The 21,006-nt window shown below is 67.1% G+C and carries 22 protein-coding genes; 6 read left to right on the top strand and 16 right to left on the bottom strand.

Annotated elements, in window-relative coordinates; genetic code table 11:
* Nucleotides 1-23 precede the first annotated feature (23 nt).
* The 3 genes from slmA to argB are packed head-to-tail and all read right to left on the bottom strand — an operon-like array spanning nt 24 to nt 2,340.
* Nucleotides 24-686: a nucleoid occlusion factor SlmA gene (slmA, locus tag ACPTTC_RS17800; RefSeq protein ID WP_069257841.1), complete on the bottom strand. Its 663-nt coding sequence runs from the start codon at nt 684-686 to the stop codon at nt 24-26.
* Nucleotides 653-1,444, bottom strand: a complete 792-nt coding sequence (locus ACPTTC_RS17795; RefSeq protein WP_069257840.1) for a pyrimidine 5'-nucleotidase — start codon at nt 1,442-1,444, stop codon at nt 653-655. Before ACPTTC_RS17795 ends, slmA begins: the two co-directional genes overlap by 34 nt.
* Entirely contained in the window at nt 1,441-2,340 is a 900-nt protein-coding gene (gene argB / locus ACPTTC_RS17790; RefSeq protein ID WP_069257839.1) for an acetylglutamate kinase, read from the bottom strand. Before argB ends, ACPTTC_RS17795 begins: the two co-directional genes overlap by 4 nt.
* A gap of 318 nt (nt 2,341-2,658) precedes the next feature.
* Between argB and ACPTTC_RS17785 the strand changes: the two genes are divergently transcribed.
* The 3 genes from ACPTTC_RS17785 to ACPTTC_RS17775 all read left to right on the top strand — a co-directional run bounded on the left by ACPTTC_RS17785 (nt 2,659) and on the right by ACPTTC_RS17775 (nt 4,950).
* Nucleotides 2,659-2,883, top strand: coding sequence for a cysteine-rich CWC family protein (locus tag ACPTTC_RS17785; protein WP_423393237.1), 225 nt, complete (start codon nt 2,659-2,661; stop codon nt 2,881-2,883).
* Between the two features lie 92 nt (nt 2,884-2,975).
* Nucleotides 2,976-4,394: an ATP-binding protein gene (locus ACPTTC_RS17780; RefSeq protein WP_423393236.1), complete on the top strand. Its 1,419-nt coding sequence runs from the start codon at nt 2,976-2,978 to the stop codon at nt 4,392-4,394.
* Nucleotides 4,395-4,407: 13 nt separating this feature from the next.
* Nucleotides 4,408-4,950: a response regulator transcription factor gene (locus ACPTTC_RS17775; protein WP_021156278.1), complete on the top strand. Its 543-nt coding sequence runs from the start codon at nt 4,408-4,410 to the stop codon at nt 4,948-4,950.
* Nucleotides 4,951-5,116: 166 nt separating this feature from the next.
* Here the strand turns inward: ACPTTC_RS17775 and hslU are convergent, their stop codons facing one another.
* From hslU to lpxL, 9 genes are all read right to left on the bottom strand, one after another.
* Complete coding sequence (hslU, locus tag ACPTTC_RS17770) at nt 5,117-6,460, bottom strand: ATP-dependent protease ATPase subunit HslU (protein WP_175951254.1); 1,344 nt, start codon at nt 6,458-6,460, stop codon at nt 5,117-5,119.
* A 10-nt stretch (nt 6,461-6,470) separates the two neighbouring features.
* Entirely contained in the window at nt 6,471-7,007 is a 537-nt protein-coding gene (hslV, locus tag ACPTTC_RS17765; RefSeq protein WP_006760749.1) for an ATP-dependent protease subunit HslV, read from the bottom strand.
* Nucleotides 7,008-7,242: 235 nt separating this feature from the next.
* On the bottom strand, nt 7,243-7,659 hold the full coding sequence (gene dksA / locus ACPTTC_RS17760) for an RNA polymerase-binding protein DksA (RefSeq protein WP_006477498.1): 417 nt from the start codon (nt 7,657-7,659) through the stop codon (nt 7,243-7,245).
* A gap of 496 nt (nt 7,660-8,155) precedes the next feature.
* Nucleotides 8,156-9,235, bottom strand: coding sequence for a CobW family GTP-binding protein (locus ACPTTC_RS17755; RefSeq protein ID WP_175951255.1), 1,080 nt, complete (start codon nt 9,233-9,235; stop codon nt 8,156-8,158).
* Between the two features lie 201 nt (nt 9,236-9,436).
* Nucleotides 9,437-10,651, bottom strand: coding sequence for a class I SAM-dependent rRNA methyltransferase (locus tag ACPTTC_RS17750; protein WP_423393235.1), 1,215 nt, complete (start codon nt 10,649-10,651; stop codon nt 9,437-9,439).
* 76 nt (nt 10,652-10,727) lie between these two features.
* Nucleotides 10,728-11,648 carry a tyrosine recombinase XerC gene (xerC, locus tag ACPTTC_RS17745; protein WP_175971053.1) on the bottom strand — a complete coding sequence of 307 codons (921 nt, stop codon included), beginning with the start codon at nt 11,646-11,648 and terminating at the stop codon, nt 10,728-10,730.
* Nucleotides 11,649-11,662: 14 nt separating this feature from the next.
* A complete protein-coding gene (locus tag ACPTTC_RS17740) occupies nt 11,663-12,391 on the bottom strand; it encodes a DUF484 family protein (protein WP_423393234.1) in 729 nt (242 codons plus the stop codon).
* Between the two features lie 37 nt (nt 12,392-12,428).
* The gene (dapF, locus tag ACPTTC_RS17735; protein ID WP_423393233.1) at nt 12,429-13,298 is read right to left on the bottom strand and encodes a diaminopimelate epimerase; all 870 of its coding nucleotides are present in this window, start codon (nt 13,296-13,298) and stop codon (nt 12,429-12,431) included.
* Nucleotides 13,299-13,561: 263 nt separating this feature from the next.
* Nucleotides 13,562-14,446, bottom strand: coding sequence for a lauroyl acyltransferase LpxL (gene lpxL / locus ACPTTC_RS17730; RefSeq protein ID WP_423393232.1), 885 nt, complete (start codon nt 14,444-14,446; stop codon nt 13,562-13,564).
* Between the two features lie 265 nt (nt 14,447-14,711).
* On the opposite strand from lpxL, the gene metK reads away from it, so the two are divergent.
* Nucleotides 14,712-15,899, top strand: a complete 1,188-nt coding sequence (gene metK, locus ACPTTC_RS17725; RefSeq protein ID WP_011353531.1) for a methionine adenosyltransferase — start codon at nt 14,712-14,714, stop codon at nt 15,897-15,899.
* Between the two features lie 130 nt (nt 15,900-16,029).
* On the opposite strand, the gene ACPTTC_RS17720 is transcribed toward metK, so the two are convergent.
* A complete protein-coding gene (locus tag ACPTTC_RS17720) occupies nt 16,030-16,371 on the bottom strand; it encodes a hypothetical protein (protein ID WP_226198633.1) in 342 nt (113 codons plus the stop codon).
* A 352-nt stretch (nt 16,372-16,723) separates the two neighbouring features.
* Here ACPTTC_RS17720 and ACPTTC_RS17715 point away from each other — a divergent pair, with 352 nt between their 5' ends.
* Complete coding sequence (locus ACPTTC_RS17715) at nt 16,724-17,497, top strand: phytanoyl-CoA dioxygenase family protein (protein ID WP_175951262.1); 774 nt, start codon at nt 16,724-16,726, stop codon at nt 17,495-17,497.
* A 147-nt stretch (nt 17,498-17,644) separates the two neighbouring features.
* Here the strand turns inward: ACPTTC_RS17715 and ACPTTC_RS17710 are convergent, their stop codons facing one another.
* Nucleotides 17,645-17,851, bottom strand: coding sequence for a DUF3185 family protein (locus ACPTTC_RS17710; protein ID WP_011353528.1), 207 nt, complete (start codon nt 17,849-17,851; stop codon nt 17,645-17,647).
* A 193-nt stretch (nt 17,852-18,044) separates the two neighbouring features.
* On the opposite strand from ACPTTC_RS17710, the gene mgrA reads away from it, so the two are divergent.
* The gene (mgrA, locus tag ACPTTC_RS17705; protein WP_423393231.1) at nt 18,045-19,088 is read left to right on the top strand and encodes an L-glyceraldehyde 3-phosphate reductase; all 1,044 of its coding nucleotides are present in this window, start codon (nt 18,045-18,047) and stop codon (nt 19,086-19,088) included.
* 110 nt (nt 19,089-19,198) lie between these two features.
* Here the strand turns inward: mgrA and ACPTTC_RS17700 are convergent, their stop codons facing one another.
* Both ACPTTC_RS17700 and ACPTTC_RS17695 read right to left on the bottom strand, forming a co-directional pair.
* Nucleotides 19,199-19,384 carry a hypothetical protein gene (locus ACPTTC_RS17700; RefSeq protein ID WP_011353526.1) on the bottom strand — a complete coding sequence of 62 codons (186 nt, stop codon included), beginning with the start codon at nt 19,382-19,384 and terminating at the stop codon, nt 19,199-19,201.
* 302 nt (nt 19,385-19,686) lie between these two features.
* Nucleotides 19,687-20,568: a DMT family transporter gene (locus tag ACPTTC_RS17695; protein ID WP_423393230.1), complete on the bottom strand. Its 882-nt coding sequence runs from the start codon at nt 20,566-20,568 to the stop codon at nt 19,687-19,689.
* Nucleotides 20,569-21,006: the final 438 nt, after the last annotated feature.

Raw genomic sequence — 21,006 nt, 5'->3', positions numbered from 1 at the left:
GGCCGGATGCGGCCGGCGCGGCGCTACTGCAGGATCAGCCGCAAATGCGCGTCGGCCTGCTCGCCGGGCGATTTCTGGAACCCGCCCTTTGCGAAGCGGTGCCATCGGCCGATCACGTAGCTGACGAGCAGGCTCGCGCGGGCGGCCGGATCGTAATCGGCCGGTAGTGCGAGCGGCGCTGCGCCGTCAGGCGCGTTCGCCTCCGTGCGCGCGACCCGCAGGCATTGCTTGACCGTTGCCTCGATGCGATCGAGCAACTGGTTCACGCGCTCGGTGAGCCGTTCGTCCTCGCCGACCAGCGCCTCGCCGGTCAGCACGCGCGTCATTCCCGGGTTCTTCGCGGCGAAATTGAGCATCGTCAGCGCGATCGTGCGTGCTTGCAGCACGCCGTTCGGCTCCTTCTCGACGATCTGGTTGACGAGCCCGAACAGCGACTGCTCGATGAACTCGATCAGCCCTTCGTACATCTTCGCCTTGCTCGGGAAATGGCGGTACAGCGCCGCTTCCGACACGTCGAGCCGGGCCGCGAGCGCGGCCGTCGTGATCTTCTCGCGCTTCGGCGCCTCGAGCATCGATGCGAGCGTCTGCAGGATCATCACGCGGCGCTCGCCCGGCTTCGGGCGCGGGCGGGACGGCGTGGCCTGGTCTTCCGTTACGGCGTGGTCCTGCGGGTGAGTCGGCTGCATTTCTGTCGCCCCGATCGAGTGCCCAGTCGCAGCGATTTTAACGAACGAATCCGCTGGTCGACATAATGCGGGCGGCCGGTACCCGGCAGGTGGCCGGGAAGATGGCCGGTAATCCAGACCGTGCCGATGCCGAGGCGCTTGTAGCGCTTCAGGTGGCCGCGCGTGTCCTCGACGAGGATCGCGTCGGTCATCCGCGCATGTACGGCGCGCAGCGTTCGGCGCAGCATCATGTGGTCAGGTTTCGCGCGCCACGTGCGGCGGTCGCGCATGTGCTCGATCGCGATCACGCGCTCGAACAGCCGCTCGATGCGCAACTCGCGCAGCACCGCGCGCGCATAGTTCTCCGGCGCGTTGGTCAGCACGAACTTGCGGCCCGGCAGCGCGGCGATGATGTGCGCGAGGCCGCGCTCGGCGCGTACCATCGCGGGGAGATCGGCGAACGTATGGACCGCGCGCAGGAAGTCGTGCGGGTCGATCGGATGATGGCGCGTGAGGCCGAGGAGCGCGGCGCCGTAGCGCTCGGTATAGCCGTTGCGCAGGCGGTCGGCTTCGGCGCGCTCGACCTTGAGCGCATCGATGATGTACTGCGTCATCGCACGGTTGATCTCGGGAAAGATCGCGTGCGACGCGTGGTGGAGCGTGTTGTCGAGATCGAACAGCCAGACGGGCGCGCCGGCTCGCGGCCGGCTGCGCGAGATGCGCCGGCGCCGCAGCGGGGCCGGCAGGTCGGGGCTGGCGGTCTTGCGGCGCGCGCTCAATGCGAGCGGATCATCGTGCCGAACGGCTGCTCGGTCAGGATTTCCAGCAGCACCGAGTGCTCGATCCGGCCGTCGACGATGTGCACCGACTTCACGCCGCTCTTCGCCGCGTCGAGCGCCGACGAGATCTTCGGCAGCATGCCGCCGGAGATCGTGCCGTCCTCGAACAGCGCGTCGATCTCGCGCGCGGACAAATCGGTCAGCAGGTTGCCGTCCTTGTCCATCACGCCCGGGATGTTGGTCATCATCAGCAGCTTCTCGGCGTTCAGCACGGTGGCGAGCTTGCCCGCGACGAGGTCGGCGTTGATGTTGTACGACAGGCCGTCTTCGCCGAAGCCGATCGGCGAGATCACCGGGATGAACGCATCGTCCTGCAGCGCCTTCACGACCGCCGGGTTGATCGCCTCGACTTCGCCGACCTGGCCGATGTCGATGGTCTGGCCCGGGTTGTCGCGGTCCGGCATCAGCAGCTTGCGTGCGTGGATCAGGCCGCCGTCCTTGCCCGTCAGGCCCACCGCGTGGCCGCCGAAGTGGTTGATCAGCGTCACGATGTCCTGCTGCACTTCCCCGCCCAGCACCCATTCGACGACTTCCATCGTCTCTTCGTCGGTGACGCGCATGCCCTGGATGAAGGTGCCGGCCTTGCCGATCTTCTTCAGCGCCTGATCGATCTGCGGACCACCGCCGTGGACGATCACCGGGTTGATGCCGACCAGTTTCAGCAGGATCACGTCGCGCGCGAAGCCTTGCTTGAGCCGCTCTTCCGTCATCGCGTTGCCGCCGTATTTGATGACCACGGTCTTGCCGTGGTAACGGCGGATGTACGGCAGCGCCTCGGCGAGGATTTCTGCTTTCAGCGTGGGGGCGATCTGCGAGAGGTCGATGGGCTCGGACATGGCGGCGGCTCAGGCTGGGAACGGTTGAAACACGGCGAATTGTACAGGAGTGGCGCAGCGCAGCATCGGGTTTTTGGGCGGGCCGGAACACTGGCGGCGCGGCCCGGGCGCCGCACGCGGCGGCCCGCCGGCTATGGCGCGGCGCGATGTGCGCCGCGGTACGGGCAGCGGTGCTGGCAGCGGTGCGACGGCAGTGGCGGCGGGGTGGTTCGCGAACATTCGCGATGGCCATCGGCCGAACGGCCGGCGTGCAAAATCCGTTTGCCGCGCTATGCTAGTCGCGTAGGGCGGCTTCCCGCCCGCTCGAGCGCTTTCGCCATGACCGATTCTGCCGCCGACGCCTGTTCCGCCCCGCGCCGCGCGCGGTGCCCGCACTGCGGGCGCAGCTTCGACTGCGGCGCCCGCACGCAGCCGTTCGAATGCTGGTGCGCGTCGATGCCGGTCTTGCCCGGCGGCACACCGCCCGCCGTCGGTGCGCGTTGCCGGTGCCCCGAGTGCCTGGCCGACGAAATCGCGCAGCGGATGGCCGGCGCGGCCGGCTGACGGCATCGGCCGTACACGCGGGGCGTCCCGTTCGCCGCACGCCGATCCGGCCCCGCTAGAGGCGCCGCCCGCTAAACGGGTAAACTGCTTGGATGCAACGAATCACCACCACCGGGCGCGTCAACCTCAGTCACCTGTTCTGGCTCCGCAATCTCGCGATCATCGGCCAGCTGGTGACGATCGGCGTCGTGCAGACTTATTTCGGCGTGCATCTGCCGTTGCCGGCGATGCTGATGGTTATCGCGCTCGAAATCGTTTTCAACGCGTTGACCTGGGTGCGCGTGCTGCGTGCGCGGCCCGAGACCAATTTCGAGCTGCTCGGCCAGCTGTGGGTCGACCTCGGTGCGCTGTCCGCGCTGCTGTTCCTGTCGGGCGGCACGACCAATCCGTTCGTGTCGCTGTACCTGCCTTCGCTCGCGATCGCGGCGGCCGTGCTGCCGTGGCACCTGATGGTCTGGCTCGCGGCGTTCGCGGTCGCGTGCTACGCGGCGCTCGGTTTCGACTCGGTGCCGCTCAATATGGACAATCCCGCGAACCTGTTCGACTACTACCGTACCGGGATGTGGGCGAACTTCATGGTCAGCGTCGGGCTGATCGCGTGGTTCGTCGCGCGCATGTCGAATGCGCTGCGCCAGCGCGATGCGGCGCTCGGCGAAGCGCAGCAGCACCTGCTGCGCGACGAGCGGGCGGTCGCGCTCGGCGTGCAGGCCGCCACCGTCGCGCACGAGATGGGCACGCCGCTGTCGACGATCGCGATGCTCGCCGAGGAGCTGCGCGACGCTGCACGCGCCGACCCGGGGCTGGCCCGCTATGAAGCCGACCTGAAGGTGCTCGAGGAACAGATGACGCTCTGCACATCGGCGCTCGCGCGCCTGCGCAGCCGTGCGAGCGCGCCCGCGAGCCGCCAGCCGGTGGACGACTGGCTCGACACGTTCGTCGAGCACTGGCGCCTGCGGCATCCGCACGTGCAGTTCGAGCTGCTCGGCGCGCGCCCGGCCGGCGTCGCGCTCGACGACACGGTCGCGGCCGGCCAGATCCTGACGATCCTGCTCGACAACGCCGCGCGCGCGAGCCCGCAGCGCGTGACACTGGCCGCGAAGGTCGCGCACGCCGGCGCGGCCGACGAGATCGAATTCGAGGTATGCGACGACGGGCCCGGCATTCCGGCCTCGTTGCGTGAATCGCTCGGCGCGATGCCGGTCGACAGCACGCAGGGCGGGCACGGGGTCGGCCTGTATCTCGCGTTCAGCGCGGCCGCGCGGCTCGGCGGCGAGATCGAGCTGTCCGATGTCGTGCCGCGCGCGGCGGGCGGCAACGGGCGGGCCGGCGGTGCGGCGAATGGCCACGCCGCGGCAGGATCGGCGCAGCGCGCGGGCCAGCGCCTGGCCGAACGGACAACCGGCGCGCCGGACAGCCGCCCGGCCGGCACGACCGCCGCGCGCGGCACGCGGGCCGTGCTGCGGCTGCCGGCCGTGCGCGTCGCGGCGTCGGCCGCCTCAATCAACACGTAGACGGAGAAACCACATGAGCGAGAACAATTTCCTGGTGATCGACGACAACGAGGTGTTCGCGGGCACGCTCGCGCGCGGCCTCGAGCGCCGCGGTTATGCGGTCCAGCAGGCGCACGACAAGGAGGCGGCGCTCCGGCTCGCCGCAGGCGGCAAGTTCCAGTTCATCACCGTCGACCTGCATCTCGGCGAGGACTCGGGCCTGAGCCTGATCGCGCCGCTGTGCGACCTGCAGCCCGACGCGCGGATCCTGGTGCTGACCGGCTACGCGAGCATCGCGACGGCCGTGCAGGCGGTGAAGGAAGGCGCCGACAACTATCTCGCGAAGCCCGCGAACGTCGAGTCGATCCTGGCCGCGCTGCAGACCAACGCGACCGAAGTGCAGGCCGACGAAGCGCTGGAGAATCCGGTCGTGCTGTCGGTCGACCGGCTCGAATGGGAGCACATCCAGCGCGTGCTGGCCGAGAACAACAACAACATTTCGGCGACGGCGCGCGCGCTGAACATGCACCGCCGCACGCTGCAGCGCAAGCTCGCGAAGAAGCCGGTGCGGCAGTAAGCGGCGCGCCGCGACCGTCGCGGCGGGTGTCGATGCGGCACGACGGGCGTTGCGGGTGGCGAGGGGGATCGGTATGCGGGCAGGCCGTGCCCGGCTGTCCGCCGGCCGCACCAACGAAAACGGGCGACCCGCCGGGTCGCCCGTTTCGCATTCGCCGCCGCGCGCGTTACAGCACGTAGCGCGACAGGTCTTCGTCTTGCGACACTTCGCCGAGCGCCCGGTCGACATACTTCGCGTCGATCGTCACGCGCTCGCCGGCGTGATTGCCGGCCGAGAACGACACTTCCTCGAGCAGTTTCTCGATCACCGTGTACAACCGGCGTGCACCGATGTTCTCGGTCTTCTCGTTGACCGCATACGCGATCTCCGCGAGACGGCGGATGCCGTCCTGGGCGAATTCGAGCTGTACGTCCTCGGTCGCGAGCAGCGCCTGGTACTGCTTGACGAGGCTTGCGTCGGTCGCGTCGAGGATCGCCTCGAAGTCTTCCACCGACAGCGAGTCGAGCTCGACGCGGATCGGAAAGCGCCCCTGCAGTTCGGGAATCAGGTCGCTCGGCTTCGCGAGGTGGAACGCGCCGCTTGCGATGAACAGGATGTGATCGGTCTTCACCATCCCGTACTTCGTGTTGACCGTCGTGCCTTCGACGAGCGGCAGCAGGTCGCGCTGCACGCCCTGGCGCGACACTTCGCCGCCGCTGCCTTCGTTGTTGCGCGACGTGATCTTGTCGATCTCGTCGAGGAACACGATGCCGTTCTGCTCGACGTTCTGCACGGCCTTCGTCTTCACTTCCTCGTCGTTGAGCATTTTCGCCGCTTCCTCGTCGGTCAGCAGCTTCAGCGCTTCCTTGATCTTCACCTTGCGGCGCTGCTTCTTGCCGCTGCCGAGGTTCGAGAACATCGAGCGGATCTGCTCGGTCATCTCTTCCATGCCCGGCGGCGCCATGATGTCCATGCCGGCCGACGGCTGCTCGAGGTCGAGTTCCACTTCCTTGTCGTCGAGCTGGCCTTCGCGCAGGCGCTTGCGGAACGTCTGGCGCGTCGCGTTGTTGTCGTCGTTCGCGTGTTCGGCGTTGCCGCCGAAGCCCACCGCGCGCGGCTGCGGCAGCAGGATGTCGAGGATGCGGTCTTCCGCCTGGTCGGTCGCCTTGCTGCGCACCTTGCGCATCTCGGATTCGCGCGTCTGCTTGACCGAGATCTCGATCAGGTCGCGCACGATGCTGTCGACGTCGCGGCCGACGTAGCCGACTTCGGTGAACTTGGTCGCTTCGATCTTGATGAACGGCGCGTCGGCGAGCTTCGCGAGGCGGCGCGCGATTTCGGTCTTGCCGACACCCGTCGGCCCGATCATCAGGATGTTCTTCGGCGTGATTTCCTGGCGCAGCGGGTCGGCGACCTGCTGGCGGCGCCAGCGGTTGCGCAGCGCCACCGCGACGGCTTTCTTCGCCTTCGCCTGGCCGATGATGTGCTTGTCGAGTTCCGAGACGATCTCGGCAGGGGTCATGGTGCTCATGGTGCGGTCCTTACTCGATCGTTTCGATGATGCGGTTGTGGTTCGTATAGATGCACATGTCGCCGGCAATCTCGAGCGACTTCTCGACGATCTCGCGCGGCGACAGCTCGGTGTTCTCCGCGAGTGCGCGGGCCGCGGCCTGCGCATAGGCGCCGCCCGAGCCGATCGCGCAGATGCCGCCCTCGGGGTCGAGCACGTCGCCGTTGCCGGTGATCACGAGCGTGGTGGTGGCATCGGCCGTAATCAGCATCGCCTCGAGGCGGCGCAGCATCCGGTCGGTGCGCCAGTCCTTCGCGAGCTCGACGGCCGCGCGGGTCAGGTTGCCCTGGTGCTTCTCGAGCTTCGCCTCGAAGCGGTCGAGCAGCGAGAACGCATCGGCGGTGCCGCCCGCGAATCCGACCAGCACCTGGTTGTTGTAGATCCGCCGCACTTTCCGCGCGCCACCCTTCATGACGATGTTGCCGAGGGTTACCTGGCCGTCGCCGCCGAGCGCGACCTTGTCGCCGCGCCGGACCGAAACGATGGTCGTGCCGTGAAATTGCTCCATCTGCGTTCCTTGAGAAAAACGGGGAAGAGTCAGGCGGCGCGAGGCGCCGCTGCGTAACTCGCAGTGCGCCGGGAAGCGGCCCGGCGCGCGTCCGGTTCATTTTAGGGCGGGCGCCGGTATATCAAGAGGCGGGGGGCAAATCGGCGGGCCGGGAACCGGTGCCGGAAAAACAAAAAGCGCGCGGCAGGCCGCGCGCTTTCGGGAAGCAGCGTGTCTGAGCGGAACGCCCGCTCGATCAGTCGCCGAACAGCTTCTGGCGCAGCTCGCGGCGCTCTTGCGCCTCGAGCGACAGCGTGGCGGTCGGACGCGCGAGCAGGCGCGGAATGCCGATCGGCTCGCCGGTTTCCTCGCACCAGCCGTAATCGCCGGAATCGATGCGGGCGAGCGACTGTTGAACCTTCTTGAGGAGCTTGCGTTCGCGATCGCGCGTGCGCAGCTCGAGCGCGTGCTCTTCCTCGATCGTCGCGCGATCGGCGGGGTCGGGCACGATCACCGTCTCGCGCAGGTTCTCGGTCGTCTGGCCTGCATTCTTGAGGATGTCCGCCTGCAACTGTTCGAGCCGATTTTTGAAGAAGGCGAGCTGATCCTCATTCATGTAATCCTTGTCGCTCATCTTCAGGATTTCGGCTTCGGTCAAGAGTTTCTTCGTCATCTGCTTGCTTCTTCAATGTGCGGCAAATCAAGAGATATTGCCTGCACTTTGGGATTACCCGCAACCGCGTTTGCATTCATTTGCGATTTGCCGCCGCGGGGCCGAAAGCCTCTGGAAAACCGGTTCTCAAATACCAGGATAGGCCTGGCGCGGAGTTGTGCGCGCTGCGAACCGGTGTGCTGCGCGGCACATCGCATCGGCCGCGGCCGGGAGGCGGATTGGCGATCCGGCGCGGTTGCGATGCCCGGAAAACTGGTTCAGCAAGAACCGGGCCTGTTTGTTGCCGTACTCCAGCGGGCACGTATTGTAACTGAATCGCAAGCGGGCGCCGTATCGGGTCGATCCCCGTCGGCTGCGCCAATATCTAGAAAATATAACGCGCAAATCGCGAAAAAGCGATGACGGCGAAACCCTGCCCGAAAAGGGCGCTCCGCTGCCGCCGCAGCCGCCTGCGAGGCGGTCGCGCGGCGGCGTGTGCGGCGGTTGCCCGCGCGCGTCAGGCGAGGCAGGCGTCGAGGCCGTCGGTGATCAGGTCCTGCGGCAGATCGACGCCGATGAACACCATTTTGTTGGTCTTCTTCTCGACCGGCAGCCACTTCGCGGCGAGGTCGCTGCCCATCATCTGGTGCACGCCCTGGAACACGACCTTGCGGTCGACGCCCTTCATGTACAGCACGCCCTTGTAGCGCAGCATCCGCTCGCCGTAGATCTGCAGGATGCCGCCGAGGAAGTCTTCCAGCTTGTTCGGGTCGAACGGGCGGTCGTTGCGGTACACGAACGACTTGATCTTGTCGTCGTGGTGCGCATGGTGATGGTGGTGGTGGCCGTGGTCGTGATCGTGCGCGCATTGACCGTGATCGTGGTCGCAATTGGCGTGATCGTGATCATGGCCGTGATCGTGGTGGTGGTGCGCGTGATCGTCCTCGGCGAGGAAGTCGGGGTCGATCTCGAGCTTCGCGTTCAGGTTGAAGCCGCGCAGGTCGAAGATTTCCTTGATGTCCGCTTCGCCGAAGTTCACGACCTTGATCGCGGCCTTCGGGTTCATGTGCATCAGGCGATGCTTGAGGCCGGCCACCGTCTGGTCGTCGACCAGGTCCGACTTCGTGATGAACAGGCGATCGGCGAAGCCGACCTGGCGCTGCACGACTTCGTGCTCGTCGAGTTGCGCGTTCGCGTGCTTCGCGTCGACCAGCGTGATGACTGCGTCGAGCAGGAAGTCGTCGGCGATTTCGCTGTCGATGAAGAAGGTTTGCGCGACCGGGCCCGGGTTCGCGAGGCCGGTCGTTTCGATCACGATGCGGTCGAAGTCGAGCTTGCCTTCGCGCTTCTTCGCGGCGAGATCGCCGAGCGCGCGTGCGAGGTCGCCGCGGATCGTGCAGCAGATGCAGCCGTTGCTCATCTGGATGATCTGCTCGTTCGAATCCTGCACCAGGATTTCGTTGTCGATGTTCTCTTCGCCGAACTCGTTCTCGATCACGGCGATCTTCATGCCGTGCTGTTCGTTCAGGATGCGCTTGAGCAGCGTCGTCTTGCCGCTGCCGAGGAAGCCGGTGAGGATGGTGACGGGAGTGGCCATGTCAATCGCCTGTGGTTCGTGAATCGGGGTCAAAACCTGGATGTGCGTCGCGCCCCGGGGCGTTGCCAGCCGGGGCGCACAACCATCCATTGAAACATACCTGTCAAGCCCTCGCCCGTCGTCCGAACGACAGGCGGGAGCGCGGATCCGCCGGGCGCGGGGCCGCGGCCGACGGACGGTTGCGCGCGTAGATCGGGGCGATCAGACGATTTGCAACAGCAGGCCCTTCAGATATTCGCCTTCCGGGAAGGCCGCGAGCAGCGGGTGATCGACACCCGCGCCGAGGCGCTTCAGGATGCGCGCGTCGACCTTCGCGTCGGCGGCCGCACCCGCGACGATCTTCTGGAACAGGTCCATGTCGATCGCGCCCGAGCACGAGTACGTGAACAGCAAGCCGCCCGGACGCAGCAGCTTGAAGCCGCTCAGGTTGATGTCCTTGTACGCGCGCGCCGCGCGATCGACGCTGTCGCGCGTCGGCGCGAACTTCGGCGGATCGAGCACGATCAGGTCGAATCGCTCGCCTTCGTCGACGAGGCGGCGCAGCGTCTTGAATGCGTCGGCGTCGAGCCAGGTCGCGCGTTCGGCGTCGAAGCCGTTGGCGACGACGTTCTGCTGCGCGAGCGCGAGCGCGTCTCCCGACGAGTCGATCGACACGACGCGTTTCGCGCCGCCCTTGAGCGCCGCGAGCGAGAAGCCGCCCGTGTAGCAGAAGCAGTTCAGCACGTCGCGATCGGTCGCGTACTGCGCAACCAGCGCGCGGTTGTCGCGCTGGTCGACGTAGAAGCCCGTCTTGTGGCCGTTCGGCACGTCGACGTGATAGCGCACGCCGTTTTCGTTCGCGATCAGCGTCGCGGGCGGCGCGTCGCCGGCCAGCACGCCGGTCGTCTGTTCGAGCCCTTCCTTGTCGCGGATCGAGACGTCCGAGCGCTCGTAGACGTTCGGGCAGCCCGTGGCGCCGACGAGCGCCTTCACGATCGCGTCCTTCCATGCGTCGACGCCCGCGGCCATGAACTGGCAGACGAGCTGGCCGCGCGGTGCGGCACCGGCTTCGGCGGTGTCCGCGACGTAGTAGTCGACGATCAGCCCCGGCAGCCCGTCGGCTTCGCCGAACACGAGCCGCACCGCGCCCGTGCCCGACACCATCGTCGTGCGGTGCGCGACCGCGCGCTGCACGCGGCGCTTGAAGAACGCGTGGTCGATCGGCTCGTTCTCGTCGAAGCTCCACACGCGCACGCGGATCTGCGATTGCGGGCTGTACGCGCCGCGCGCGAGGAAGCGGCCGTCGTGTGCGCGCACGATGACGGTCGCGCCGGGCGCGGGCTTGCCGTCGACGCGGTCGATCGCAGTGGCGTAGATCCACGGATGGCGGCGCAACAGCGATTTTTCCTTGGACGGCTTGAGGGTGACGGTTTGCATGATGAGATCGAAATGGGCCGTGCGCGAAGCCGGCCGTGGCCGGTCGCCGCGCGCGGCGGGTAACACGGGAAGTGCGTCAGTCGCGCTTCTTCGCGCGCGGATGCGCGCTGTCGTAAATCTTCGCGAGATGCTGGAAGTCGAGCGACGTATAGACCTGCGTCGCGGAGACGCTCGCGTGGCCAAGCAGTTCCTGCACGGCGCGCAGGTCGCCGCTCGACTGCAGCACGTGCGTCGCGAACGAGTGGCGCAGCACGTGCGGATGGACGTTGGCGGGGATGCCCGCGGTGAGCGCCGCGCGCTTCACGCGCTCGCGCACGACGCCCGGCGACATCCGGTTGCCGCGCACGGACAGGAACAGCGGATGCGGATCGTGCTTCACGAATTCGCCGCGCACCGCGAGCCACGCGTTCAGCGCATCGATCGCCTTGCGGCCGACCGGCACCTTGCGCTCCTTGTTGCCCTTGCCGCGCACGGTGACTTCGGCTTCCGCGAGGTCGAGCCAGCCGGCCGAGCGGTAGCCGTCGGCCTGCGTGTACATCACGTCGAGCCCGATCAGCTCGGCGAGGCGCAGCCCCGACGAATAGAACAGCTCGAGGATCGCGTGATCGCGGATGCCTTCGGTCGTGTTGGCGAGCGGCGCATCCATCAGCGCCGATGCATCGTCGACCGACAGCGCTTTCGGCAAGGTCTTCGCGCGTTTCGGCGCGCGCACCGCGGCGACCGGGTTCGCGGGCATCTCGATGCGCTGCGCGAGCCAGCGGTAGAACGCGCGCCATGCGGACAGCCGGTGCGAGATCGACCGCGCGGACAGCCCGCCCGCATGCGCGCGCGCAACCGCGCCGCGCATGTCGGCGGCCGTCAGCGCTTCGAGCGGCCGGCCGTTCGCGAGCTTCTTCAGCTCGTCGAGTTCGTGCGTGTATGCGCGCAGCGTGTGTTCCGACAACTGCCTGACGTGCTTCAGGTTCGACAGGTAGGCGGCGATCGGATCGTCTGTCATCGCGTGCGGAAGGATCAGTGCGGCAGCAGGCGCGTGAGCGCGGCGCTCGCGAGCGTCGCGATCTGCGCGAGGAAGTCGGTGGCCATCCCGTCGTGGAAGCGGCGCGGGTCGGGCGAGCCGAGTACGAGCAGGCCGAACGCGGGCGCATCGGCGCCGGCGAGCGGCGCGCGCAGTGCGAGCAGCGCGATCGAAGCGGCCGAACCGTCGCCGGCCGGCGGTGCGGCTTCCGTGCCTTCCGCCGCATTCGCGGCCGCGGCGGCGACCGCGGGCGCCAGCCACTGCGCGGCTTCGAACCCCGTGTTCGCACCGCAGTACGGCGTCGACAGCCCGCTCGTGAACAGGCGCACTTCCTCGCCGACCTGGCGCGCGAAATCGGCCTGCGAGTAGGTGTCGGCGACGTCCCATACGCGCAGCGCCGTCTGCGGCACGTCGAATACTTCGGCGATGCCGTCGGCGATCGTGCGCGGCAGCGCGTACGGATCGCGTTCCGCGATCACGCGCGCGGTCCAGCGGCTGAACTTCGCGGACAGGCTGTCGTTCTCGTGGCCATAGCGCACGAGTTCGGCGAGCCGCCGCTCGAGATGCTTGTTCTTGTCGCGCAGCATCTCCATCTGCCGCTCCTGCAGCGAGATCGCGGCCTTGCCGTGCGGGTTCGCGAGGCGGATCGTCGCGAGCAGTTCGGCGTGCTGCGCGAAGAATTCGGGATTGGCGAGCAGGTAGTCGGCGACTTCGCGATCGTTCATGTGGCTGGCGCGTTCAGTTATCAAGGACGTTGCAGGGTCAGGCTGGCAGGTCGATCTCGCCTTCGAACACGGTCGTGGCGGGCCCGGCCATCATCAGCGCGGCGGTTTCGTCGCGCGCGCCGTCCCAGCTGATCGTCAGCGTGCCGCCGTGCGTGTGCACGGTCACGGGCGAATCGAGCAGGCCGCGCCGGATCCCGGCCGCGACCGCCGCGCATGCGCCGGTGCCGCACGCGAGCGTCTCGCCCGCCGCGCGTTCGTACACGCGCAGCTTCACTTCGCTGCGCGACACGATCTGCATGAAGCCGGCGTTCACGCGCTCCGGGAAGCGCGCGTGGCGCTCGATCAGCGGGCCTTCTTCGAGCACGGGATACGCTTCGGCGTCGTCGACGACCTGCACCGCGTGCGGGTTGCCCATCGTCACCGTCGAGATCCAGCGCGTCGCACCGCCGACGTCGAGCGGCCACAGCGTGTCGCGGCCCTCGGTGCGGCCGTCGAGGCCCGCTGCGTCGAACGGCACCTGCGCCGGCACGAACACGGGCGCGCCCATGTCGACGACGACTTCGCCGTTGTCCTGCATCGTCAGCGTGATCAGGCCCTTCATCACCTGCACGCGCACGCTGCGCTTGTCGGTCAGGCCGCGGTCGCTGACGAATTTCACGAAGCAGCGCGCGCCGTTGCCGCAGTGTTCGACCTCGCCGCCGTCGCAATTGAAGATCCGGTACTTGAAATCCACGCCGTCGACGGTCGGTTTTTCGACGAGCAGCAGCTGGTCGGCGCCGATGCCGAAGTGGCGGTTGGCGAGCGCACGCACCTGCGCTTCGGTGAGCGGCGGCAACGCGCGCGAATAGCCGTCGAGCACGACGAAGTCGTTGCCCGCGCCGTGCATCTTGGTGAACGAGAGTTTCACTGGGTCCGGATTTCCATGGCGAACAAGGCGGTCAGCGCGCCGCGCGCGACGCCGCGCCATGCCGGGCGGCCTCGTTCGTCGTGCTGATCTCAACCGCAAATGATACATGCAGCCGACAGGGGCGTCCCGCGCGGGCGCGGGCGATCGATGGCTCGCGCGGCAGGTTGCGTTCGACCGGTGGCGGGCACGCGCGAAAGGCGAGCCGAAGGTGGCGGGAGCGCGGGCGCGCGCGACGGCGTGCCCGCGGGTTGCGTGCGGCAGGGTCAGTAGAGGCTCGGCTCGCCGGGCGGGCGCGTCTTGAAGCGCTTGTGGACCCAGTAATACTGTTCGGGCATCAGTGGGATCTGCTCCTCGAGGAATGCGTTCATCCGCCGCGCGTCGAGATCGTCGTCGCCGGTCGGGTAGTGATCCCACGGCTTGAATACCTTCAGACGGTAGCCCTTGTAGTTCGGCAGCACCTCGCCGATGAACGGCACGACCTGCGCGCGGCCCGTCTTCGCGAGCCGGCCGACCGCCGTCAGCGTGCACGCAGGCACGCCGAAGAACGGGACGAACGTCGAGTTGCGCAGCCCGTAGTCCATGTCGGCGCCGAGCATCACCGGCTTGCGGTCGCGCAGCCAGCGCAGCACGACGCGCGCGCTGTCCGCGCGCCCGACCATCTCGGCGTCGAAACGGCCGCGCGCCTGCTTCGCCGCTTCCTCGAGCACCGTGTTCGAGAACGGCTGGTAGAGCGACCCGCAGCGGCGGTGCAGCGAACGGTTCAGCCAGATCGAGCCGGCCTCGATGCCGACGAAATGCAGGCCGAGGAACAGCGTCGGCGGAAGGTCCGGATCGTCGAGGTCGACCGCGCTGTCGACCTGAATCAGCTTCGCGAGTTTTTTCTCCGAGCCGAACCACTGCACGCTGCGCTCGACGTAGCTGCGGATCGCATGGCGGAAATGCTGCCCCGCGACTTCCTCGCGGCGTTCGTCGCTCCAATCAGGGAAGCAGAGTTTCAGATTGGTGTGTACGATGCGTTTTCGCCGGCTGGGGATCTTGTAGAGCAGCCAGCCGAGACCATCGCCGAACCGTGCGGTCAGGCCGTACGGCAACAGGGCGAGCAGTTTCAGCAAGCCAATGGCGAGGTGCGTGGCTAGACGACCTAGCATGCGAAACCTCCGTGGGACCGGCTGGCCGGCGCTTTGCGAACAGGGTGGTGAAACAGCGGAAGATGCAGCACGGGCGGCGCTCTGTGACAATTCAGGAAAGCCGCTATAATACGGGCTTCGCCGAGTTAACTGACAACTTGCGGGGCGAAGCCGGTTAGCGTTACATGCGCTGTCCGGTCCTGGTAATCCGCTAAAGCGTCGCCGCTTCAGGCCCAACGAAGCTGGCTACGTGAAACCAACCGTAACCACACAGGAGCCTGAAAAAGTGGCAAACGATTATCTCTTCACGTCCGAATCCGTCTCCGAAGGCCATCCGGACAAAGTCGCGGACCAAATCTCGGACGCGATCCTCGACGCCATCCTCGAGCAAGACAAGTATTCCCGCGTCGCGGCGGAAACGCTGTGCAATACGGGTCTCGTCGTCCTGGCCGGTGAAATCACCACGACGGCCAACATCGACTACATCCAGATCGCGCGCGACACCATCAAGCGCATCGGCTACGACAACACCGACTACGGCATCGACTACAAGGGTTGCGCGGTGCTCGTCGCGTACGACAAGCAGTCGCCGGACATCGCCCAGGGCGTCGATCGTGCGCACGACGACAACCTCGACCAAGGCGCGGGCGACCAGGGCTTGATGTTCGGTTACGCGTGCGATGAAACGCCGGAACTGATGCCGCTGCCGATCTACCTGTCGCACCGCCTCGTCGAGCGTCAGGCCAGCCTGCGCCGCGACGGCCGCCTGCAATGGCTGCGCCCGGACGCGAAGTCGCAGGTGACGGTCCGCTACGTCGACGGCAAGCCGCATTCGATCGACACCGTCGTGCTGTCGACGCAGCACGCACCGGACATCGAGTTGCCCGCGCTGCGCGAAGCCGTGATCGAGGAAATCATCAAGCCGACGCTGCCGGCCGACCTGATCAAGGGCGACATCAAGTTCCTGGTGAACCCGACCGGCCGGTTCGTGATCGGCGGCCCGCAGGGCGACTGCGGCCTGACCGGCCGCAAGATCATCGTCGACACGTACGGCGGCGCCGCGCCGCACGGCGGCGGCGCGTTCTCGGGCAAGGATCCGTCGAAGGTCGACCGTTCGGCTGCGTACGCAGGCCGCTACGTCGCGAAGAACATCGTCGCCGCCGGCCTCGCGTCGCGCGCGCTGATCCAGGTGTCGTACGCGATCGGCGTCGCCGAGCCGACCTCGGTGATGGTCAACACGTTCGGCACGGGCCGCGTGTCGGATGCGGTGATCACGAAGCTCGTGCGCGAGCATTTCGACCTGCGTCCGAAGGGCATCATCAAGATGCTCGACCTGCTGCGCCCGATCTACGAGAAGACCGCTGCTTACGGCCACTTCGGCCGCGAAGAGCCGGAATTCTCGTGGGAAGCGACCGACAAGGCGCTCGCCCTGGCCGAAGCGGCCGGTGTCGAGCCGACGGCACGCGTCGCGTAAGCGTCGTTCGCCTCAAATAAAAAAACCCGGCATTGCCGGGTTTTTTTATGGGTTCCGATCGCCGGGGCAATCGGACAATCGGGCCGCAGCGCGACGGCGATCGTCGCGCACGGTGCCCGCCGGCGTGCGCTCAGCGCGCGCCGAACCCGAACCAGCCGTTGCTGGCCGCGAGGCGGCGCGGGCGGTTGATGCGGCGCTGCGGGCCGAGCGTGCGGCGCAGCGCGAGCGCGCGCAGCGACGACGGCTTCTGCAGCAGCGAGCGCAGGCCGGCGCGGCGCGAGAACGCCTGCGCGCTCATCATCGAGAAAAATGCGTGGAACCACGCACGGATACCGTCCAGCCGGCTATGTGCGGGCGTACGCTCGGCCAGCGCCCGCGTGCGTGCGCGGTGATGGCGCAGCGAGCGGGCAGGAGCGGGCGGCACAACGCGCTTCGCAGCGCGGCTGAGACGGGAAGTCAGACGGAATGGCATGTGAACGATGCTTCGCTTGTATGGATGGCGCCCTTGAGAGCGCACTGGTATGAACGGCCTCGGATGGCGCAACGGATCTTACCGATACTCGCTGCGCGCCGCGCCCGCCAGAATTGACAGGCCGCGACAGGCTACAGGGGATTCATGACGGGCAAAAGTCGCGATAAACCCTTGTGCCGCAAGGCGTGTGCCGCATACCGCCTGTCGGTGAGGCCGGCGCCGCGCCGCACAGTTCCCTTGAGCCGGATCAAATCCGCGATTGGCATGCCCCTGCGCACGACAATGGCGCTGTTCGCCGCATCCGGCGCCGATTTACAATCGTCACATTCACACAATAAACGTCTGGCATCCCATGTCGTCTCCATTGCAGTCGGAATCGATCCGCGCACAAGTCGCGGAATTGCGCGAGCGCGGCTTCGTCGTCGCGCGTGGCCTCGTCGGCGAGGCGCAGTGCGCGGCGCTCAGGCAGGTCGCGGAGCGCCAACTGAGGGAGGCGGCCGAACCGATCGAGTTCGAGGCGGACCTGCGCTACCCGGGCGCACCCGAGTCCAAGCATGCGCCGGGCGGGCATACGGTGCGGCGGCTGCTCGATGCGTATTCACGCGATCCGGCCTTCGCCGAGCGCGCGATCGCACCCGAAATCGGTGCGTGGATGCGGGCGTATTTCGGTGAAGAGCCGGTGCTGTCGCGCGCGCATCACAACTGCATGATGACGAAGCATCCCGCGTACGGCAGCCTGACCGGCTGGCATCGCGATTTCCGCTACTGGTCGTTCGAGCGCCCGGACATGGTGTCGGTGTGGCTCGCGCTCGGGCCGGAAACGAACGAGAACGGCGCACTGTGGCTCGTACCGGGGTCGCATACGGCCGAGTTCGGGCCTGAAGCGTTCGACGATGCGAAGTTTTTCCGCGGCGACCTGCCGGAGAACCGGAAGATGATCGACGCGGCCACGTGCCCGTCACTGCAGACGGGCGACGTCGTGTTCTTCCACTGCAACACGCTGCATTCGGCCGGGCAGAACCGTTCCGACCAGGTGAAGTTTTCGCTCGTGTATACGTACCACGGTGCAAGCAACCGGCCGGTGCCGGGCACGCGTTCGGCGTCGAAGCCGGAAGTGCAGTTCTAGGTTCGGATCGGACGAGCGGTGACACCGCCGCGGTCGCGCGATGCGGCGCATCGCGGGCGTTTGAAGCAACGGGCGGCCTGGCCGCCCGTTTCGTTTGATGTGCCCGATCGTGAACGCGGGCCATGCGTGCATCGCGCGGCTGCGCGTTCAGCGCTTGCCGCCCGGCATCGCGAGGCCGATCAGGCCGATGAACGATGCGACGGCGCCGCCCACGATCAGCAGGATCGTCTTCGTCGCGGGCGAACCGGTGAAGAAGCGCGACACGTTGTCGTTGATCGAATGGAACGACTGGCCGCCGAAATACAGCAGCACGACGCCGCCGACGAGCAGCGCAACCGAGATGACCCGGGACATACCAACCTCGCTGAAACGGTGATTCGAGACGCCGCAGTGTAGGCGACGGCCGTGGCCGCGTCCATCGCCGTGCGGCCGAGCACGTTCCGGCCGCTTTCGCTACCATAGTCGTCGTATGACTCCTTCGCCGCCGCCGCGCCGTGTGCGCGGCGGGCGCGCGTCCCCTCTCCCGATGTCCTGACGGAACCGACTCATGGCCTACGAAGCAGCTTCCGAACGTTATGCCGACATGCAATACCGCACCTGCGGCAAATCCGGGCTCAAACTGCCCGCGCTGTCGCTCGGCCTGTGGCACAACTTCGGCGACACGACGCCGATCGCGACGCAGCGCGAGATCCTGCGCACCGCGTTCGACCTCGGCATCAACCACTTCGATCTCGCGAACAACTACGGGCCGCCGTACGGCAGCGCGGAAACCAACTTCGGCCGGCTGCTGAAGGAGGATTTCCGGCCGTATCGCGACGAGCTGCTGATCTCGACGAAGGCCGGCTGGGACATGTGGCCGGGGCCGTACGGCAGCGGCGGCGGGTCGCGCAAGTACGTGCTCGCGAGCCTCGACCAGAGCCTGCAGCGAATGGGGCTCGACTATGTCGACATCTTCTATTCGCATCGCTTCGACGCGCATACGCCGCTCGAGGAAACGGCGGGCGCGCTCGCGTCGGCCGTGCAGCAGGGCAAGGCGCTGTACATCGGCATTTCGTCATACTCGGCGGCGAAGACGCGCGAGATGGCCGAGCTGCTCGCGCAGTACAAGGTGCCGCTGCTGATCCACCAGCCGTCGTACAACCTGCTGAACCGCTGGGTCGAAACCGAACTGCTCGGCACGCTCGACGAGATCGGCACGGGCAGCATTGCGTTCACGCCGCTCGCGCAGGGGCTGCTCACGTCGAAGTACCTGAACGGCGTGCCGGCCGATGCGCGCGTGAACAAGCCGGGCGGCGGTTCGCTGAAGCAGGATCACCTGAGCGCGGACAACCTCGAGCACGTGCGCAAGCTCAACGCGATCGCGGAACGGCGCGGGCAGAGTCTCGCGCAGATGGCGCTTGCATGGGTGTTGCGCAACGGCCGCGTGACGTCCGCACTGATCGGCGCGAGCCGTGCGGAGCAGGTGCGTGAAAACGTCGGCGCACTGAAGAACCTCGAATTCTCGGCGGAGGAACTCGCTGAGATCGATCGTTACGCGACGGAAGGCGGCATCAATCTGTGGGAAAAGCCGTCCACCGATCAGGCGATCTGACCGGCAGTCGATACGGCATGCGAAACATCGCGTGCCGTATCAATGGCTTGCTCGCGGCACATCGCATCGCTGCAATGCAGCGATGCATGCCGCGCATGGGTGATGCGCCGCTAGATCAGCGCAGGCAGGCCTTCGACGAGCAATACCGCGACACCGACGCCGAGGATGACGCCCAGCACGCGCAGCAGGTTGTGGCGGAATTCGGTTGCGCACGGCACCGCGCCGAGAAACAGCGCTCCGGCCAGCGCCATCGGAATCAACAGGATGAAGTCGCCGATCGTGAAGTAGGTCGTCATGCGTGTCTCCAAGGTCGGCCGGAGTGGGCGCCTGGGCGCTTGCTCCGGCCCCATGCCGGGTGTTTCTAGTATGGATCCGACCCGATTGCGAGCGGGGCGGTCAATTCGAGTATAGGCAACCGGCAGCGCTTTTCGCTATCCGAACCATTAAAAATCAGCGGAAAGCCCCGGGAATCGCGCATTTTTCCCGCAAGTTCGACGAACACCTTGCGCGTATCTTTCCTATGTCTTTCGATTTCCGCGGAATCGTCGTATGTGTCCGGTGCGTGCCGCCGCACCCGCGGGCGCGGCGGCACGCACGCTCAAGCGCGGTCGGGTTGCACACGGCCGGCCGGCGCGCGGAACACGAGCGCGAGCCCCGCGATGATCGCGCCCATGCCGGCGAGCGCGAGCGGCTCGGGCCGGTTGCCGAGCCACACGGCATCCATCAGCGTGGTGACGACAGGCACGAGATAGAACAGGCTCGTCACGTTGACGAGATCGCCGCGCTGCATCAACCGGTAGAACAGCAGTTGCGCGATCACCGAAATCACGATGCCGAGCCACAGCAGCGAGATCGCGAGTGTCCAGCTGATGTCGAACGACACCGGCCGGAACGGCGCGATCGCCACGCACAGCGCGAAGCCGATCGCATTCTGCAGCGGCAGCACGTCGGCGGGCGCCGCACGGATGCGCTTTTGCAGCAGCGAGCCGGCGGTCAGCGCGACGAGCGCGGCGAGCGCGCACGCGATGCCCGCGAGCGACAGGCCGCCGTCCCCTGCGCCGCGGAACACGACGAGCGCGAGGCCGGCCAGCGACAGCGCGAGCCCCGCGACACGTACGGGTTGCCAGCGCCGCTCGACGATCGCGAGCGTGAGGATCGGCTGGACGCCGAGGATCGTCGCGAGCACGCCCGGCGCGATCCCGCGTTCGAGCGCGAGCAGGTAGAAGATCGAATAGCCGCCCATCATCAGCACGCCGGTCAGCACGGCCATGCGCCGCTCGCCGCGCGGCGGCAGCCAGCGTTTGCGCAGGAAGGCCAGCCCGACCAGCACGAGCGATGCGAGTGCGAAACGCGCAGTGAGAAAGACGAACGCGGATGCGTGACGCAGACCGAGTTCAGCGAAGATCGCGCCGCTGCTCCACAGCAGCACGAAGAGCGACGTCGCTCCATGCGCGGCGAGCGCGCGTTTGAACGAAACCATGTGAATCCACCTGTCGAACGGATCGGAACGTTCCATCCGCGCACGCTGCAACGCGCCGTGCGTCACGACGCACGAATGCAGGCCTGAGAGCGAATGGAAGACGAAATGGAAGCCGGCCGGTCAGCCGGCGCGTGCCGCCGCAGGGGGCGGCGCGGCGCCGACGAGCGGCGGTGCGACAGGAGGCGGAAGGACCGACGGATGCGCGCACGCCTGCGGCCGCGAGTCGAACTGCGGCCGGGATTTTGCGAGGGCGGACGTGAGCGGATGCATCGTGTCGGAATGCGTTTGAACGCGAATGAGCATTCAAGGTACCGCAAGGCCGGTATCGGACGCAACACCTGTCGGCGGCATCGGATGACGAAGGGCGGAAGGCGGTGCGTGCGCAACGGTCGGTGCGCTGGCTGCGTTCGAGGCAGGGGGAACACGATGACGGTGTCG

Source organism: Burkholderia mycopellens (assembly GCF_964265025.1).
GTDB lineage: Bacteria > Pseudomonadota > Gammaproteobacteria > Burkholderiales > Burkholderiaceae > Burkholderia.
This window is presented reverse-complemented; position numbering and strand designations above follow the sequence as displayed.